Annotated in this window: 1 protein-coding gene; it reads right to left on the bottom strand. The window is 75.6% G+C overall.

Annotated features, from left to right (window positions below; genetic code table 11):
* Nucleotides 1–73: 73 nt before the first annotated feature.
* On the bottom strand, nucleotides 74–19,843 hold the full coding sequence (locus ABGB17_RS06605) for a non-ribosomal peptide synthase/polyketide synthase (RefSeq protein ID WP_347626893.1): 19,770 nt from the start codon (nucleotides 19,841–19,843) through the stop codon (nucleotides 74–76).
* Nucleotides 19,844–19,848: the final 5 nt, after the last annotated feature.

Genomic DNA, 19,848 nt, shown 5'->3' with positions numbered 1-19,848 from the left:
TCTCTCGCTGCCGGGCCGCTTGAGTAAGAAACTACGGGGGAGGGGGTTTCACAGAGGTATCACCGGCACCGCGTCACTCCGCGGCGCCGAGCCTCTCCCCGATGACCCGTGCGACCTGCGCCAACGGCTCGGCGGTCATCATCCGGCGGTGGTCGCAGTCGACGTCGTGGGTCTCCACGGCGCCCCGCACGTACGGCTCCCAGGCCCGTGGCGCCGCCTCGGCGGGCAGCAGTTCGGGACGGCCGCGCAGCGCCACGAACAGCAGCAGGTCGCCGTCGAACACCGCCGGGGTGTACTCCTGCAGCAGCCGCATGTTGTTCTCCACGACCCGCTGCACGGCCGACGTCGTCTCCCCGGGGGGCGGCGGCTCGGGGCCGTCGCCCTGGATGTGCAGCACCATCTCATCGCCGGGCTTCAGCGCGCCGAACGCCGCCTCGGCGCCCGCGTCCGGGCCCGGCCCGGCCTCGGCGGCCGGGTCGGCGGACCTGGCGATCTCGCGGGTGGGGTAGCCGTCCAGGACGGCGAGCAGGGCGACGGCGCCGCCCTCCTGCTGGATCCGCGTCGCGACGGCGTGGGCGACGACCCCGCCGAGCGACCAGCCGGCCAGGCGGTACGGCCCCTCGGGCTGCACCGCGCGGATCAGCGAGAGGTACTCGGCCGCCATCTCCTCGATGGCGCCGGGCAGCGGCTCGTCGCCGGTGAGCCCCGCCGCCTGCACACCGTACAGCGGGTGGCCCGGCAGGTGGTGCACCAGGCCCGCGTAGTGCCAGCTCAGCCCGCCGCCCGAGTGCATGCAGAACAGCGGCGCCCCGCCGGGCTCGCCGTCGTGCAACGGGAGGATCCGGGCGTACTCCTCCGCTCCCCCGGCGGCGTCGCCCAGCGCGAGGGCGATCGCGGCGGGTGTCGGCCCGGCGAACAACTGCCGGATGGTGACCCCGGCGCCGAGCACGGACCTGATCCGCTCGATCAGCCGCATCGCCAGCAGCGAGTCCCCGCCGAGCTCGAAGAACGACTCCTCGGCGCCGACCTGGTCCAGCCCGAGTGCCTCGGCGAACAGGTCACACACCACGGCCTCCGCCGCGTTGTCCGGGCCCCTGCCCTGCCGCCGCTGGTCGGGCGCGGGCAGCGCGGCCCGGTCCAGCTTGCCGTTCACGGTGATGGGCAGCGCGGGTAGCGGCATCACCGCGGACGGCACCAGGTGGTCGGGCAGCCGTCCGGCGGCGAACTCGCGCAGCGCCCCGGTGTCCACGGTGTCGCCGGCGGGCACGACGTACGCGACCAGTCGCTTGGCCCCCGGCCGGTCCTCGCGGGCGACCACCGCGACCTGTCCGACGCTCTCGTGCGCGGCGAGCACCGCCTCGACCTCACCGGGTTCGATGCGGAACCCGCGGATCTTCACCTGGCCGTCGGCCCGCCCGGCGAACACCAGCTCGCCCGCCGGCGACCAGCGCGCCAGGTCGCCGGTGCGGTACATCCGCTGCCCCGACCCCAGCGGGCAGGCGACGAACCGTTCCGCGGTCAGGCCCGCCCGCCCGGCGTAGCCGCGGGCGAGGCCGGAGCCGGCGACGTACAGCTCGCCGATCACCCCGGCGGGCAGGGGGTGGAGGAACTCGTCCAGCACGTAGGTCCCGCTGTTGTCCATGGGGCGGCCGAGCGGCACGTTGGCCGGGACCTCGCCGGTGCCGGTGAACGGCAACTGCGTGGTGAACGCCGTCGTCTCGGTCGGCCCGTAGGTGGTGCGGACCACCAGCCCGGGGTGCGCCTCCAGGAGGGCACGGACCGCGGACGCCGGCACCACGTCGCCGCCGGTGGACACCTCGCGGACCCCGGCGAAGATCTGCGGGGACTCCTCGGCGAGCACGCTGAAAAGCCCGGCGGTCATGTGCACGTTGGTCACGCCGTGCTCGGCGATCAGGCGTCCGCGCTCGGCGGCGTCCGCGTGGCCGGGCGGCATGACGACCAGGGTGCCGCCGTGCGCGAACGGCACCCAGATCTCGTACGTCGAGGCGTCGAACGCGTGGTTGGCCTGCACCAGCACCCGTTCCACGACGTCCTCGCGCCAGCCCTGGTCGAGCGCGAACGACACGACGTTCTCGTGGGTCACCGCGACACCCTTCGGGGTGCCGGTGGAACCCGAGGTGTACATGACGTACGCGAGGTGGCCGGGCCGCAGCGCCGGCGTGGGGGCCGTGGGCGGGCACTGCGCCATGTCGGTGACGGCGTCCTCCCACACCACGTGCTCGGTGTCTTCGGGCAGCACGGCGCCGGAGGCGCGGGTGCACACGACCAGCGCCGGGGCGGCGTCGCGCAGCATGAACGCGATGCGCTCGATCGGGTAGCCGGGGTCCACCGGCACGTACGCCGCGCCGGCCTTGACGATGCCGAGCATGACCACCAGCAGGTCGGCCGAGCGGTCCATCACGACGCCGACGCGGTCGTCCGGCCGCACGCCGCGGGCGATCAGCCAGTTGGCGATGCGGTTGGCGAGGCCGTCGGCCTCGGCGTACGTCAGCGTGACGCCGGGGGCGGTGACGGCGACGGCGCCGGGTGTGCGGCGGACCTGCCGCTCGAACAGCTCGGGCAGGGTGCGGACGGGCAGCGGGCGGGCCTCGCCGCTGGATCCGGCGAGCACGGCGCGGCGCTCGTCGCCGTCGAGGAGGTCGAGCCCGCCGACGCGGACGGAGGGGTCGGCGCCGGCCTGTTCGAGCACCCGCACCAGGCGGGCGGCCAGGGCTCGGGCGGTGGTCTCGTCGAACAGGTCGGCGGCGTACTCGATGGTGCCGCCGATGCCCTGGGGGGCGCCGTGCTCGTCGCGGTGCTCGCCGAGCGTGACCGACAGGTCGAACCGCGCCGTGACCGCGCCGTCGGCGCGCACCGGCTCGACCCGCAGGCCCGGCAGGTCCCAGCCGTCCCCGGCGGGGCCGTCGCCGTGCAGGGCCAGCATGACCTGGAACAGGGGGTGCCGGGCGAGGGAGCGTGCGGGGTTGAGCTCTTCCACGAGGCGTTCGAAGGGGACGTCCTGGTTGGCGTACGCGGCGAGGTCGGTCTCGCGTACGCGGGCCAGCAGTTCGGCGAACGTGGGGTCGCCGCTCGTGTCGGCGCGCAGCACCAAGGTGTTGACGAAGAAGCCGGCCAGGTCGTCCAGGGCGGCGTCTCCCCGTCCGGCGACGGCGGTGCCGACGGGGATGTCGGTGCCGGCGCCGAGCCGGGTGAGCAGCATGACCAGGGCGGCCTGCACGACCATGAACATGGTGGCCGACTCCCGGCGCGCGACCTCGGCCAGCGCGGCGTGCGCCTCGGCGCCGAGCCGCACCTCGACGGCGCCGCCGCGGAAGGACGCCACCGCGGGCCTGGTCCGGTCGGCGGGGAGCGTCAGCTCCTCCGGCAGGCCGGCCAGCGCGGTGCGCCAGTGGGCGAGCTGCGCGCCGACGAGGCTGCCGGAGTCGGCGAGGTCGCCGAGCACCTCGCGCTGCCAGAGGGCGTAGTCGGCGTACTGCACGGGCAACGGCCGCCAGTCCGGCGCGGCACCGGCCCGGCGCGCGGCGTACGCGGTGCGCAGGTCCCGGGCGAGCACCCCCACCGACCAGCCGTCCAGGGCGATGTGGTGCGCCACGATCAGCAGCACGTGCTCCGCGTCCGGGGTGTCCTCACCGATCAGTGCCAGCAGCTCGGTGCGCCAGGGCAGCTCGCGGGCGAGGTCGAACCCGCGTCCGGCCGTCTCGGCGAGCGCGCCGGGCAGTTCCTCGGGGGTGACCTTCCGCAGCGTCAGCGCCGGGAGGCTCTCCGGGCCGGTCAGGACGTGCTGGCGGGGGACGCCGGCGGTCTCGGGGAAGACGGTGCGCAGGGTCTCGTGGCGGCCGGCGACGTCGGCGAGGGCGGCTTCGAGGGCGGGGACGTCCAGGTCGCCGGTGAGGCGCAGGGCCATCGGCATGTTGTAGGCGGCGCCCGCGCCGGCCTCCTCCATGCGGTTGAGGAACCACATGCGCTGCTGGCCGAACGACAGCGGGACCACCTCGGGGCGTTCCCGGGCGGTGAGGCCCGCCCGGGCGGCGCCGCGCTCGCCCTCGACGAGCCGGGCGAGGCCGGCGACGGTCGGGGCGCCGAACAGCTCACGGATGTTGACCTCGGCGTCCAGCACCGACCGGATGCGGGCGATCAGCCGCATGGCCAGCAGCGAGTCCCCGCCGAGCTCGAAGAACGACACCTCGGCGGCGACCCGCTCGGTGCCGAGCACCTCGGCGAACAGCCCGGCGAGCACCTCCTCCAGCGGGGTCGCGGGGCCGCGCGCGCCTTCGGCGCCGAACTCGGGGGCGGGCAGCGCGGCCCGGTCGAGCTTGCCGTTCACGGTCACCGGCAGCGCATCGAGCGGCACCACCGCGGCGGGCACCATGTAGTCGGGCAGCACCTCGCCGAGGTACCGCCGCAGCGCGGTGCCGTCCACCCCGGCGGGGCCGGCGGGCACGACGTAGGCGACGAGGCGCTTGACGCCGGGCCGGTCCTCGCGGGCGATCACCGCGGCCTGGCCGACGTGCTCGTGCCGGGCGAGGACCGTCTCGATCTCGCCGGGCTCGACGCGGAACCCGCGGATCTTCACCTGGTCGTCGGCACGCCCGGCGAACACCAGGTCGCCGTCCGGGGTCCAGCGGGCCAGGTCCCCGGTGCGGTACATCCGGCCGCGCCGCCCGGCCCCGTTGGCGGACGGCGGGGCGAACGGGCAGGCGACGAACCGCTCGGCGGTCAGCCCGGCCCGTCCGTCGTAGCCCCGGGCGAGGCCGGACCCGGCCACGTACAGCTCGCCGATGACGCCCGGCGGCACCGGGTGCAGGTACTCGTCCAGCACGAAGGCGCGGGTGTTGTCCCGGGGCCGCCCGATCGGCAGCACCGGGGGCGCCTCGTCGCCCGGCTGGACCACGTACGTCGTGGCGCACAGCGTGGACTCGGTGGGGCCGTACAGGTGCCGCACCCGGAGGCCGGGGCAGGCTTCGAGCACCTTGCCCACCGAGCCCGCCGGCACGACGTCACCGCCGGTCAGCACCTCGGCGAGGCGGCGCAGCGACCCGGGCGACTGCTCGGCGAGCACGCCGAACAACCCGGCGGTGACGTGCACCACCGACAGGTCGTGCGCCTCGACGAGCCCGCCGAGCGCCGCGGCGTCCACCACCCCGGCGGGCGCGACGACGACCGTCGCGCCGTGCGCCAGCGGCACCCACAGCTCGTAGGTGGAGGCGTCGAAGGCGTGCGGGGCGTGCATCAGCACCCGGTCCCCCTGGCCGACGGACCAGCCGCCGTCGGTGACGAGGCCGCAGACGCCGCCGTGGGTGGCGACGATGCCCTTGGGGGTGCCGGTGGAGCCCGAGGTGAACATCACGTACACCGCGGAGTGCGCGTGCGCCCCGGCGTGGACCGGCTCTCGGGGCGCGGCGGCGACCTCGGCGGCCACCGCGGGGTCGTCCCACAACACCCGTGCGAGGCCGGGCCGGGCCGGCGCCATGACCGCGGCCACCTCGGTGAGCAGGGGCGCGGTGGCGGCGGCGCAGACGACGATCTCGGGGGCGGCGTCGGCGAGGATGTACGCGACGCGCTCGGCCGGGTAGGCGGGGTCCACCGGCACGTACGCCGCCCCCGCCTTGACGATGCCGAGCAGCAGCGCCACCAGGTCGGGCGAGCGGTCCATCACCACGCCGACGCGGCTCTCCCGCGCGACGCCGCGGGCGCGCAGCCAGTGCGCCACCCGGGTGGCCCGCTCGTCCAGCTCGGCGTAGGTGAGCCGCGTCCCGTCCCCCGTGACGGCCACGGCGTCCGGCGTGCGGGCCACCTGCGCCTCGACCAGGGCGGCGAGGGACGTGCCAGGCACCGGCGCCGCGGTGGCGTTCCAGCTCTCCACGACGCGGCGCCGCTCCATGTCGTCGAGCACGTCCAGGCCGCTGACCCGCACGTGGGGGTTTGCCGCGATCTGGGTCAGCACGCGGGCGAGGCGGGCGGCGAGGGCGGTGGCGGTCGTGTCGTCGAACAGGTCGGTGGCGTAGAGCAGGCCGCCGTGGATGCCGGCGGGTGTGCCGTGCTCGTCGCGGTGCTCGGCGAGGGTCAGGGAGAGGTCGAAGCGGGCGGCGAGGCTCTCGTCGGCGGGCATGGGGCGCACGTCCAGGCCGGGCAGGTCCCAGGACGCGCCGGTCTGCTGCAGGTTCTGCAGCACCAGCATGACCTGGAACAGCGGGTGCCTGGCGAGGGACCGCTCGGGGTTGAGGTCGTCCACCAGGCGCTCGAACGGCAGGTCCTGGTGGGCGTACGCGGCGAGGTCGGTCTCCCGCACGCGGGCCAGCAGCTCGGTGAAGGTGGGGTCGCCGCCGGTGTCGGTGCGCAGCACCAGGGTGTTGACGAAGAACCCGGCCAGGTTCTCGAGCGCCGGGTCGCTCCGGCCGGCGACGACGGTGCCGACCGGGATGTCGGTGCCCGCGCCGAGCCGGGCGAGCAGCATCGCGAGGGCGGCCTGCACGACCATGAACATGGTGGCCGAGCCGCGCAGGGCGGTCTCCGCGAGCGCGGCGTGCGCCTCGGGGCCCACCTCGACCGGGACGGACGCGCCCTGGTAGGACGCGACGGCGGGGCGGGTGCGGTCCACCGGGAGGGTGAGCTCCTCCGGCAGGCCGGCCAGGGCGTCGCGCCAGTAGCCGAGCTGCCGGCTGATGAGGCTGCCGGGGTCGTCCAGCTCGCCGAGCACCTCGCGCTGCCACAGCGCGTAGTCGGCGTACTGCACGGCCGGGGCCGCCGGGGCGGGGACGCCGCGCAGCCTGGCGTCGTAGGCGGCGCGCAGGTCGGCGGCGAGCACGCCCATGGACCAGCCGTCCACCGCGATGTGGTGCGCGACGATCACCAGCACGTGGTCCTCGGGGGACAGCGCGAGCAGTTCGGCGCGCCAGGGCAGGTCGGCGGTCAGGTCGAAGCCGCGGTTGGCCGTCTCGCCCATGGCCGGGGACAGCTCCTCGGGGGTGACGGCGCGCACCGGCAGGGCCGGACGGCCCCGCGCGCCGTCCAGGATCACCTGCCGGGGCACGCCGCCGGTCTGGGGGAAGATCGTGCGCAGCACCTCGTGCCGCTCGGCGACGTCGCCGAGCGCCGCCTCCAGCGCGGCCACGTCCAGCGCGCCGGTGAGCCGCAGCGCCAGCGGCACGTTGTACCCGGCGCCGCCCCCGGCCTCCTCCAGCCGGTTGAGGAACCACATGCGCTGCTGCCCGTACGACAACGGCACCTCCTCGGGCCGCTCCCGTGCCACCACGCCCGGCCGGGTGAGCCCCGCCGTCCCCGCCTCCACCAGCGGCGCCAGCCCGGCGACGGTCGGCGCCCCGAACAACTCCCTGATCCCGACCTCGACGTCCAGCGCCGCCCTGATCCGCGCGATCAGCCGCATGGCCAGCAGCGAATCCCCACCGAGATCGAAGAACGACTCCTCGGCCCCGACCCGCTCCAGCCCGAGCACCTCGCGGAACAACTCGGCGAGGGCCCGCTCCGCCGCCGTCTCCGCGTCGCGCCCTCCGCTCCCCGCGAAGTCCGGCGCCGGCAACGCGCCCTTGTCGAGCTTCCCGTTCACCGTCATCGGCAGCGCGTCCAACGCCACCACGGCCGCCGGCACCATGTACTCGGGCAGCCGCTCCCCCGCGTACACCCGCAGCCCGGCGGGGTCCACCCCGGCCGGGACCACGTACGCCACCAGCCGTTTCACCCCCGGCTGGTCCTCCCGGGCCAGCACCGCGACCTGGTCCACCTCCGGATGCGCGGCCAGCACCGCCTCGATCTCCTTGGGCTCCACGCGGAAGCCGCGGATCTTCACCTGGTCGTCGGCCCGCCCGGCGTACACCAGAGACCCGTCGGCGGTCCACCGCACCAGGTCGCCGGTCCGGTACATCCGCCCGGACGGGCAGGCAACGAAACGCTGCGCGGTGAGCCCGGCACGTCCCGAGTACCCCCGCGCCAGCGCGGCCCCGGAGACGTACAGTTCCCCGACGACGCCAGTGGCGACGGGCCGCAGGAACTCGTCGAGCACGTGGACGCGCGAGTCCAGCACCGGCCCGCCGATCGGCACCGCCGACCCGGCCCAGGAGGACGAGAACGGCTCCGTCATGGTCGCGCAGACCGTCGTCTCGGTGGGCCCGTACGCGTTGACGAACCGGACCTGGCCCGCCCAGCGCGCCACCAGCGCCGGTGGGCACGCCTCACCCGCGACGACCACCACCCGCACGCAGGACGGCAACCAGGCGGCCCCCGCCAGCACCGACGGCGGCAGCGTCACGTGCGTGACGCCGTGGTCCGCGAGCAGGTCCTCCACCCGCCCGAACGGCGGCATCCGGTCCGGCGGGGCCACCACCAGCGTCGCGCCGGACGTCAGGGCCATCACCAGCTCCCACACCGACGCGTCGAAGCCGAGGGCGGCGAACTGGAGCACCCGGGACCCGGTCCCGAGGCCGAACCGTTCGATCTGGGACACCGAGAGCGCCGCGATCCCGCCGTGCGAGACCACGACCCCCTTGGGCACGCCGGTCGAGCCCGACGTGTAGATCACGTACGCGGGGTGCGCGGGCCGCAGCGGCACGTCGACGGGCCGGTCAGGGCAGCGCGCCACCTCACCGGCGACGGCCGCGTCGTCCCACACCACCCGCCCGTCGGCGGCGGTCCCGGCCAGCAGGCCCTCGGTGGCGCTCGTGCAGACGACCAGCGCCGGGGCGGCGTCCGCCATGATGTACCCGATGCGCTCGGCCGGGTAGCCGGGGTCCACCGGCACGTACGACGCCCCGGCCTTGAGCACCCCGAGCAGCACGACGACCATCTCCGCCGAGCGCTCCATCAGCACCCCGACCCGGTGTTCCGGGCCGACGCCCCGTCCGGCCAGCCACCGCGCCACCCGGTCGGTCCGCCGGTCGAGTTCCGCGTAGGTGAGCGTCTCCGTCCCGGCCAGCGCGACCTCGTCCGGCGTCCGCGCCACCTGCGCGCGGAACAGCTCAGGCAGCGTCGCGGGGACGATCGCCCGGGGCGCGGCGCCGGCTTCCTCCAGCAGCCGCCGCTCGTCGGGGGCCAGCACGTCCACCCGCGCAACGCGCGTGCCGGGGTCGGCGGCGACCTGCCGGAGCACCCGGGTGAGCCGTCCCGCGAGGGCCACCGCGGTGGCCTCGTCGAACAGGTCGGTGGCGTACTGCAGGGTGCCGGCGATCCCGGCGGGCGCCCCGTGCTCGTCCCGGTGCTCGGCCAGGTTCACCGACAGGTCGAAGCGCGCCGCGACGTTCTCGTCCACCGGCATCGGCGCGACGCTCAGCCCCGGCACGTCCCACGGCGTCTGCGCCCGGGGCACGTTCTGCAGGATCAGCATGGTCTGGAACAGCGGGTGCCGGGAGAGCGACCGCGCCGGGTTGAGCTCCTCGACGAGCCGTTCGAACGGCAGGTCCTGGTGGGCGTACGCGGCGAGGTCGGTCTCGCGCACCCGGGCGAGCAGCTCGGCGAACGTGGGGTCGCCGCCGGTGTCGGTGCGCAGCACCAGGGTGTTGATGAAGAAGCCGGCGAGGTCGTCGAGCGTGTCGTCCCCGCGGCCCGCGACGGCGGTGCCCACGGGGATGTCGGTCCCCGCGCCGAGCCGGGTCAGCAGCACCGCCAGCGCGGCCTGCACCACCATGAACATCGTGGCGGAGCCGCGCTCCGCCAGCTCGGCGAGTGCGGCGTGCGTGCCGGCGTCCAGCTCGACCGGCACGGATCGGCCCCGGTGGGAGGCGACCGCGGCGCGGGGGCGGTCCACCGGCAGCGCGAGCTCCTCGGGCAGCCCGGCGAGGGCGCCGCGCCAGTAGTCCAGTTGCCCGCTGACGAGGCTGCCCGGGTCGTCCGGGTCGCCGAGCACGTCGTGCTGCCAGAGTGCGTAGTCGGCGTACTGCACCGGCAACGGCGCCCAGTCCGGCGCGGCGCCCTGGACGCGGGCCTTGTAGGCGGACCACAGGTCGCGGGCGAGCACGCCCATGGACCAGCCGTCCACCGCGATGTGGTGCGCCACCAGCGCCAGCACGTGCTCGGCGGCGGACAACGTCAGCAGGTGGACCCGCCACGGCACGTCGGCCCCGAGGTCGAACCCCTCCTCCCCGGCCGCCCTCAGCACCCCGGGCACCTCGTCCTCGGTCACCGCGCGGACCCTGAGCACCGGCCGCGCGTCGTCGAGCCCCAGGATGTGCTGCCGCGGCACGCCTCCGCTCTCGGGGAACACCGTGCGCAGCGTCTCGTGCCGCCCCGCGACGTCCGCCAGCGCGGCCTCGAGCGCGGCGACGTCCAGCTCGCCGGTGAGCCGCACCGAGAACGACACGTTGTACGCGGCCCCCGCCCCCGCCTCCTCCAGCCGGTTGAGGAACCACATCCGCCGCTGCCCGAACGACAGCGGCACCACCTCGGGCCGTTCCCGCACCACGATGCCCGCCCGCACCCCGCCGTCGCGTCCGTGCTCCACCAGCCGCGCCAGCCCCGCGACGGTCGGCGCGCCGAACAACTCCCTGATGTTGATCTCCGCGTCGAGCGTCGCCCTGATCCGCACGATCAGCCGCATCGCGAGCAGCGAGTCCCCGCCGAGCTCGAAGAAGGACCTCTCCGCCCCCACCTCCTCCAGCCCCAGCACCTCACCGAACAACCCGCACAACACCTCTTCGACCGCCGTGGCCGCGCCGCGCCCCGCCACCACGACGTCAGGCGCGGGCAACGCCCCCCGGTCGAGCTTCCCGTTCACCGTGACAGGAAGCCCGTCCACCACCACCACGGCACCGGGCACCATGTAGTCCGGCAACCGCTCCCCCGCGAACCGCCGCACCCCGGCGACATCCACCCCTGCCGGGCCGCCGGGCACGACGTACGCGACGAGCCGCTTCACCCCGGGCTGGTCCTCACGGACGATCACGGCGGCCTGGTCCACGTCCGCGTGCGCGGTGAGGACGGCCTCGATCTCCCCGGGCTCGATGCGGAAGCCGCGGATCTTCACCTGGTCGTCGGCACGGCCGGCGAACAGCAGGTCCCCCTCGGAGGTCCACCGGGCGAGGTCGCCCGTACGGTACATGCGGCCGCCGTACGGGCAGGCGACGAACCGTTCGGCCGTCATGCCGGGCCGGTCGGCGTACCCCCGGGCGAGGCCGGCCCCGGCGACGTACAGCTCCCCCACGACTCCGGCGGGCACGGGCAGCAGGTACTCGTCCAGCACGTACGCGCGCGTGTTGTCCATGGGACGGCCGATCGGCACGTTCGCCGGGATCTCGTCCCCTGGGACGAACGGCGTCTGCGTCGTGAACGCGGTCGTCTCGGTCGGCCCGTAAGTGGTGCGCACCACCATGCCGGGATGCGCCGAGAGCAGGGAACGGATCGCCGCCGCCGACACCACGTCGCCACCGGTGGACACCTCACGCACCCCGGCGAAGATCTCCGGCGACTCCTCCGCCAGCACCCGGAACAACCCGGCCGTGGCGTGCACGTTCGTCACCCGGTGCTCCGCGATCACCCGCCCGCGGGCCGCCGCGTCCGCGTCCCCCGGGGGCATGAGCACCAGGCTCCCGCCATGGGCCAGCGGCACCCAGAGCTCATAGGTGGAGGCGTCGAACGCGTGGTTGGCCTGCACCAGCACCCGTTCCAGCACCTCGGGGGACCACCCCCGGTCCAGCGCGAACGCCACCACGTTCCCGTGCGTGACCGACACACCCTTCGGCACCCCGGTGGACCCCGAGGTGTACATCACGTACGCCAGGTGGTCCGGCGACAACACCACCTCGGGGGCGGCGGCACCCGCCCAGCCCAGCGCCTCGGCCACCGGTACGGCGCCGAGCCCGGCCACGTCGCGGTCGGCCAGCACCACCGACACCCCGGCCTCGGCCGCCACCGCGCACAGCCGTTCGGCGGGGTGGGCGGCGTCCAGCGGCACGTACACCGCCCCGGCCTTCACCACGCCGAGCAGCACCGCGACCAGGTCGGCCGACCGGTCCATCACCACCCCGACCCGGTCCTCGGCCCCGACGCCCCGGCCGTGCAGCCACCCCGCCACCCGCCCGGACCGCTCGTCCAGTCCGGCGTACGTCAGCGTCTCCCCGGGCGCGACGACCGCGACGGCCTCCGGCGCCCGCTCGACCCGGGCGCGGAACAGCTCCGGCAGCGACGCCGCAGGGACCGGCTGCGCGGTGTCGTTCCACTCCTCGACGACGGTGCGCAGCTCCCCGGCGTCCAGCACGTCCAGCCGGCTGATCCGCAGCGCCGGGTCGGCCGCCACCTGTTCGAGCACGTGCTGCAGCCGGGCGGCCAGCGTGTGCACGGTGTGCTCGTCGAACAGGTCGGTGGCGTACTGGATGCCGCCCCCGAGCCCGGCGGGCGCCCCGTCGGCGTCGTGCAGCTCGGCCAGCCCCACCGACAGGTCGAACCGGGCCGCGATCGTGTCACCGGCGGGCATCTGCTCCACCCGCAGCCCCGGCAGGTCCCACGGCTCCTGCGTCCCGGGGTCCGCCTGCAGCGCCAGCATGATCTGGAACAGCGGGTGCCTGGCCAGGGTCCGCGCCGGGTTGAGGTCCTCGACCAGCCGCTCGAACGGCACGTCCTGGTGCGCGTACGCGGCGAGGTCGGCGTCCCGCACCCGGGTGAGCAGCTCGGCGAACGTGGGGTCGCCGCTCGCGTCGGTGCGCAGCACCAGGGTGTTGACGAAGAACCCCACGAGGTCCTCCAGCGCGCGGTCCCCCCGCCCGGCGACGGCGGTGCCGAACGGCAGGTCGGTGCCCGCGCCGAGCCTGGCCAGCAGCATCGCGAGGGCGGTCTGCACGACCATGAACATGGTGGCCGACCCGTCGCGGGCCGCGTCGATCAGGCGGGCGTGCGCCTCGGCGCCCACCCGGACCGGCACCGCGCCGCCGGTGAACGACGGCACCGCGGGCCGGGTGCGGTCGGCGGGCAGCACCAGCTCCTCGGGCAGCCCCGCCAGGGTGTCGCGCCAGTAGCCGAGCTGGGCGCTGACCAGGCTGGCGGGGTCGTCCAGCTCGCCGAGCACCTCACGTTGCCAGAGCGCGTAGTCGGCGTACTGGACCGCCGGGGTCCAGTCGTGCGGCGCGTGGCCGTCCACGCGGGCCGCGTAGGCGTCGCGCAGGTCGCGGGCGAGCACGCCCATGGACCAGCCGTCCACCGCGATGTGGTGCGCCACCAGCACCAGCACGTGCTCGGTGTCGGACAGGGTGAGCAGGTCGGCCCGCCAGGGCAGCTCGCGGCCGAGGTCGAAGCCCCGCCGTGCGGTCTCGGCGAGCACGCCGGCCAGCTCGGTGTGCGCGACCTCGCCCCGGCGCAGCACGGGACGGCCGTCCGTACCGGTCAGGATCTCCTGGCGCGGGGTGCCGCCGGTCTCGGGGAAGATCGTGCGCAGGGTCTCGTGCCGGTCGGCCAGGTCGCCGAGCGCGGCCTCCAGCGCGGCGGCGTCCAGGGCGCCGGTGAGCCGCAGGGCCAGCGACACGTTGTACGTGGCCCCGGCGCCGGCCTCCTCCAGCCGGTTGAGGAACCACATGCGCTGCTGCCCGAACGACAGCGGCACCACCTCGGGCCGCGGCCGGGCCGTGACCGCCGTGCGGGCCACGCCGCCGCGGTCGTCCTCCACCAGGCGGGCGAGGCCCGCGACGGACGGCGCGCCGAAGAACTCCCTGATGTTGATCTCGGCGCCGAGCACGGCCCTGATGCGGGCGATCAGCCGCATGGCGAGCAGCGAGTCGCCGCCGAGCGCGAAGAACGAGCTTTCCGCGCCGACGCGTTCCCGGCCGAGCACCTCGGCGAACAGGTCGCACAGCGCCTCCTCGGCGGGGGTGCGCGGCCCGCGGCCCTCGTCGTCCTCGTGCCCGGGGGCGGGCAGCACCGCCCGGTCGAGCTTGCCGTTGGCGGTGACCGGCAGCCGGTCAAGGGTCACCACGGCGGCGGGCACCATGTAGTCGGGCAGCACGGCGGCCACCGCCTCGCGCAGCGCGTCCGCGTCCACCGTCTCCCCGGCGGGCACGACGTACGCGACCAGGCGCCGCACCCCGGGCCGGTCCTCGCGGGCGACGACGGCGACCTGGGCGACGTCCGGCCGGCCGGCCAGCACGGCCTCGATCTCGCCGGGCTCGATGCGGAAACCGCGGATCTTCACCTGGTCGTCGGCCCGCCCGGCGAAGACCAGCCGGCCGTCCGACGACCAGGACGCGAGGTCCCCGGTGCGGTACATCCGCTCGGAGTACCCCCCGAACGGGCAGGCGACGAACCGTTCCGCGGTGAGTGCCGCCCAGCCGGCGTACCCGCGGGCGAGCCCGGGGCCGGCGACGTACAGCTCGCCGACCACGCCGGGCGGCACCGCGCGCAGGTACTCGTCCAGCACGTAGGCACGCGCGTTGTCCATCGGGAAGCCGATCGGCACGTTCGCCGGGACCTCGTCACCGGCCGTGAACGCCATCTGCGTGGTGAACGCGGTCGTCTCCGTCGGCCCGTACGTCGTGCGCACCACCAGGCCGGGGTGGGCCTCCAGCAGTGTGCGGATCGCCGCGGACGACACCACGTCCCCGCCGGTGGACACCTCACGCACCCCGGCGAAGATCTCCGGCGACTCCTCGGCGAGCACCCGGAACAACCCGGCCGTGGCGTGCACGTTGGTGACGCCGCGTCCCGCGATGAGCCCGCCGCGCTCGGCGGCCCCGGCGTCGCCGGGCGGCATGAGCACCAGGGTGCCGCCGTGCGCCAGCGGCACCCAGATCTCGTACGTCGAGGCGTCGAACGCGTGGTTGGCCTGCACCAGCACCCGTTCCAGGACGTCCTCGCCCCAGCAGCGGTCGAAGACGAAGGCCACCACGTTGGCGTGGGTGACCGCGACGCCCTTCGGCACGCCGGTGGAGCCCGAGGTGTACATCACGTAGGCGAGGCACCCGGGGGCCACCCGCACCCGGGGGGCGGTCGTGTCGCCGTGTTCCAGGAGCCCGTGCACCACGACGGCACCCAGCTCGTCCACCGGGCGGTCGGCCAGCACCACCGTCACGCCCGCCTCGGCCACCACCGCGCGCAGCCGGTCCACGGGGTGGGAGGCGTCGAGCGGCACGTACGCCGCCCCGGCCTTCACCACGCCGAGCAGCACCGCGACCAGGTCGGCCGAGCGGTCCATCACCACGCCGACCCGGTCCTCGGGGCCCACCCCGAAGCCGATCAGCCAGTGCGCCACCCGGTTGGCCCGCGCGTCCAGCTCCGCGTACGTCAGCGTGACGTCGCCCGCGACCACGGCCACGGCGTCCGGGGTGCGCTCCACCTGGGCGGCGAACAGCTCCGGCAGGGTCACGCCGGGGATCGCCTGGAAGGTGTCGTTCCAGCCCTCGATGACGAAGCCCTCTTCCGCCGGTTCGAGGACGTCGAGCCTGCTGACCCGCAGCCGGGGGTCGGCGGCGACCTGCTCCAGCACGCGCACCAGCCGGGCGGCGAGCGTGCGGGCGGACGGCTCGTCGAACAGGTCGGCGGCGTACTGCAGGGCGCCGCCCATGCCGGCGGGGGCGCCGTGCTCGTCGCGGTGCTCGCCGAGGCTGATCGACAGGTCGAAGCGGGCGGCGACGGCGTCGTCGGACGGCATCGGGGCCACCTCGACGCCGGGCAGGTCCCACGCCCGTTCGACGAGGGGGATGTTCTGCAGCACCAGCATGATCTGGAACAGCGGGTGCCTGGCCAGGGACCGCTCGGGGTTGAGGTCGTCCACGAGCCGCTCGAACGGCAGGTCCTGGTGGGCGTACGCGGCGAGGTCGGTCTCCTTGACGCGGGCCAGCAGGTCGGCGAACGCCGGGTCGCCGCTCGCGTCGGTGCGCAGGACCAGGGTGTTGATGAAGAACCCGGTCATCTCCTCGAGCGCCGAGTCCCCGCGCCCGGCGACCGTGGTGCCGAGGGGGATGTCGGTGCCCGCGCCGAGCCTGGCCAGCAGCATCGCCAGGGCGGCCTGCACGACCATGAACATCGTGGCGCCGCCCTGCTGCGCGGCCCGCACCAGCGCGGCGTGCGTGTGGGCGTCCAGCCGGAACGGCACCGACCCGCCGCGGAAGGTCGGCAGCACCGGCCGCGCCCGGTCCGCGGGCAGCGCCAGCTCCTCGGGCAGGCCCGCCAGCGCCTCACGCCAGTAGCCGAGCTGTGCGCTGATCAGGCTTGCGGGGTCGTCCAGGTCGCCGAGCACCTCGTGCTGCCAGAGCGCGTAGTCGGCGTACTGCGCCGGCAGCGGCCGCCAGGCCGGCGCGGCCCCGGCCACCCGGGCGGCGTACGCGGTGCGCAGGTCCCGGGTGACGAGGCCCATGGACCAGCCGTCCACCGCGATGTGGTGCGCCACCAGCAGCAGCACGTACTCGCCGCCGGGCAGCACGAGCAGCTCGGTGCGCCAGGGCAGGTCGCGGGACAGGTCGAAGCGCCGGGCGGCGGCCTCGGCGATCGCGGCGGGGACGCCGGGCTCGGGGACCTCGCGGACGGTGAGGGGCGGGTGGGCCGCGGGGCCGGTGAGGACGTGCTGGGCGGGGGTGCCCTCGGTCTCGGAGTAGACGGTGCGCAGGGACTCGTGGCGGTCGGCGACGTCGCCGAGCGCGGCCTCCAGGGCGGCGACGTCCAGGGCTCCGGTGAGGCGGAACGCCAGCGGCACGTTGTACCCGGCGCCCGCGCCGGCCTCTTCGAGCTGGTTGAGGAACCACATGCGCCGCTGCCCGTACGACAGCGGCAGCACCTCGGGCCGTTCGCGTGCGGCGAGCGCGGGCCGGGTGCCGCCCCTGCGGCTCTGCACGAGCCGTGCGAGCCCGGCCACGGACGGCGTGCCGAACAGCTCGCGGATGCTGACCTCGGCGTCCAGCACGGCGCGCACCCGCACGACCAGCCGCATCGCGAGCAGCGAGTCGCCGCCGAGGTCGAAGAACGAGTCCTCCGCGCCGACCCACTCCCGCCCGAGCACCTCGGCGAACAACCCGCACAGCAGCTCTTCCAGCGGCGTCGCGGGACCCCGCCCTGCCGTGCCGCCGAGCTCCGGTGCGGGCAGCGCGGCCCGGTCCAGCTTGCCGTTGACGGTCACCGGCAGGGAGTCCACGACCATGACCGCCGCGGGCACCATGTACTCCGGCAGCGTCTCGGCCAGGTGGTCCCGCAGCGCGGCGCCGTCCACGCCGGGGCCGTCCGGCACGACGTACCCGACGAGCCGCTTCGCCCCCGGCTGGTCCTCGCGGACGATCACCGCGACGCGTCCGGCGCCGTCCAGCGCGGCCAGCGCGGCCTCGACCTCGCCGGGCTCCACGCGGAACCCGCGGATCTTCACCTGGTCGTCGGCCCGGCCCTCGAAGGTCAGCTCGCCGTCGGCGCCGCGGCTCGCGAGGTCGCCGGTGCGGTACATCCGGCGTCCCGGCTCACCGAAGGGGCAGGCGGCGAACCGCTCGGCGGTGAGACCGGCCCTGCCGGTGTAGCCGCGGGCGAGGCCGGCGCCGGCGATGTACAGCTCGCCGGTGACGCCGTCCGGCACCGGGCGCAGGAACTCGTCGAGCACGTACGCTTGGGAGTTGTCCATCGGGTGGCCGATCGGCACGCTCACCGGCACGACGTCCCCGGCCGCGAACGGCGTCTGGGTGGTGAACGCCGTGGTCTCCGTGGGGCCGTAGGTGGTGCGCACCACCAGGTCCGGGTGCGTGTCGAGCAGCGCGCGGACAGCCGAGGACGGCACGACGTCGCCGCCGGTGGACACCTCGCGCACCCCGGCGAAGATCTCCGGGGCCTCCTCGGCGAGCAGCCGGAACAACCCGGCGGTGGCGTGCACGTTGGTGACGCCGTGCCCGGCGATCACGCGGCCCCGCTCGGCCGGGTCCACGTCGCCGGGGCGCAGCACGACCAGGTGGCCGCCCCGGGCGAGCGGCGCCCAGATCTCGTAGGTGGAGGCGTCGAACGCGTGGTTGGCCTGCACCAGCACCCGTTCCAGCACGTCCTCGCGCCAGCAGCGGTCCAGCGCGAAGCTCACGACGTTGCCGTGGGTGACCTCGACGCCCTTCGGCACGCCGGTGGAGCCCGAGGTGTACATGACGTAGGCCAGGTCGTCGGCGGACACCGCGACCGGCTCCATGGGGGCGGGCAGGGCGGGGTCGTCCCAGACGACCGCCTCGGCGGCGACGGCCGCTGATCCAGGCGCGCACAGGGTCAGCGCGGTGCCGGACAGGACGGCCGCGACACGCTCGGCGGGGTGATCGGGGTCCACGGGGACGTACGCGGCGCCTGCCTTGACGACGCCGAGCAGCACCGCGACCAGCTCGGCCGAGCGGTCCATCACGATGCCCACCCGGTCGCCCCGGCGCACGCCACGGGCGGCGAGCCAGGCCGCGACACGGCCGGACCGCTCGTCCAGCGCGGCGTAGGTGAGCGACGTGGCCGCGTCGCTCACGGCGGTGGCGTCCGGGGTGCGCCGCGCCTGGGCGCGGAACAGCTCGGGCAGGCCGGCGACCGGCAGCGGCCACGCGGTGTCGTTCCCCCGGCGCACGGCGGCGTCGCGCTCGGCGGGGCCGAGCAGGTCGAGCCGCCCCACGGGCAGCCCGGGGTCGGCGGCGATGCGCTCGAGCAGCCGCACCAGGCGCTCCGCGAGCTCCCGCGCGGCGGCCTCGTCGAACAGGTCGGGGCGGTAGTCCAGCCGCAGGTCCAGCTCCTCGCCCGGCACGACGCCGAGCACCAGCGGGTAGTGCGCGGCGTCCTCGCTGGCGGTCCCGGTGATGCGCAGCCCGCCGGACTCCAGCAGGCCGCCGCCGGGCGGGCGGGGGTAGTTCTGGTACACCAGCAGCGTGTCGAAGCCGGCACCCGGCCCGGCGACCCGCTGGATCTCGGCGAGACCGAGGTGCTGGTGGGCGAACAGCCCGGCCTGCTCGGCGGCCAGGTCGCCGAGGAGGCCGCCGACGGTGCGGTAGGGGTCGAGCCGCACCCGGACCGGCAGGGTGTTGATGAACAGGCCGAGCATGCGCTCGACGCCGGGCAGCTCGGGGGGCCGCCCGGCGACGGTGGCGCCGAACACCACGTCGGAGCGGCCGGTCAGCATGCCGACGAGCATCGCCCAGGCGGCCTGGACCGCGGTGTTGAGCGTGACGCCGTGCTCGCGTACGGCCTCGCGCAGCGCCTTGGTGGCGGCGGCGTCCATGCGCACGTTCAGGTGCTCGGGCGCGACGGCGGCGGCCTGCGCGGCGCCCGGACGGACCAGCGTGGGCCCGGTGGTGCCGGCGAGCGCGGCTCGCCAGGCGTCCCGGGCGGCGCCGGAGTCCTGCCGGGCCAGCCACGCCAGGTAGTCGCGGTACGGGGTGACCGGCGGCGGGGCGGCCGGGGCGGCCGGGTCGCCGCCCGCCGCGTAGAGCTGGGCCAGCTCACCGAACAGCACGGGCATGGACCAGCCGTCGAGCAAGATGTGGTGCAGCGTCACGACGAGCCGGTACCGCTCGCCGTCCAGCTTGAGCAGCAGCAGGCGCAGCAGCGGCGGCACCGACAGGTCGAACCGGCGGCCGTGCTCCTCCTCGGTGAGCCGCGCCGCCTCGGCCTCGGCGTCCTCGGCGGGCAGGCCCGACAGGTCCACCTCGCGCCACGGCAGCGCCACACCCCGCACCACGACCTGCACGAGCTGCCGCGCCCCCGCGGGCTGCTGGAAACTCGCGCGCAGGGCGGCGTGCCGGGACAGCAGCGCCTCCCACGACCGGCGCAGCACGGCGACGTCGAGCGGCGCGGCGAGGTCCAGGATGCGCTGCTCGATGTACAGATCGCGGGTCTGCTCGTCGTACTGCGCGTGGAACAACAGGCCTTCCTGCAACGGCGACAACGGCCACACGTCTTCGATCCGCACCTGGGTCACCGCGA

The sequence above is a fragment of the Sphaerisporangium sp. B11E5 genome, assembly GCF_039871875.1.
Lineage (GTDB): Bacteria > Actinomycetota > Actinomycetes > Streptosporangiales > Streptosporangiaceae > Sphaerisporangium.
The sequence above is the reverse complement of the archived record's forward strand: the minus strand, read 5'-3'. Positions and strand labels throughout refer to the sequence as shown.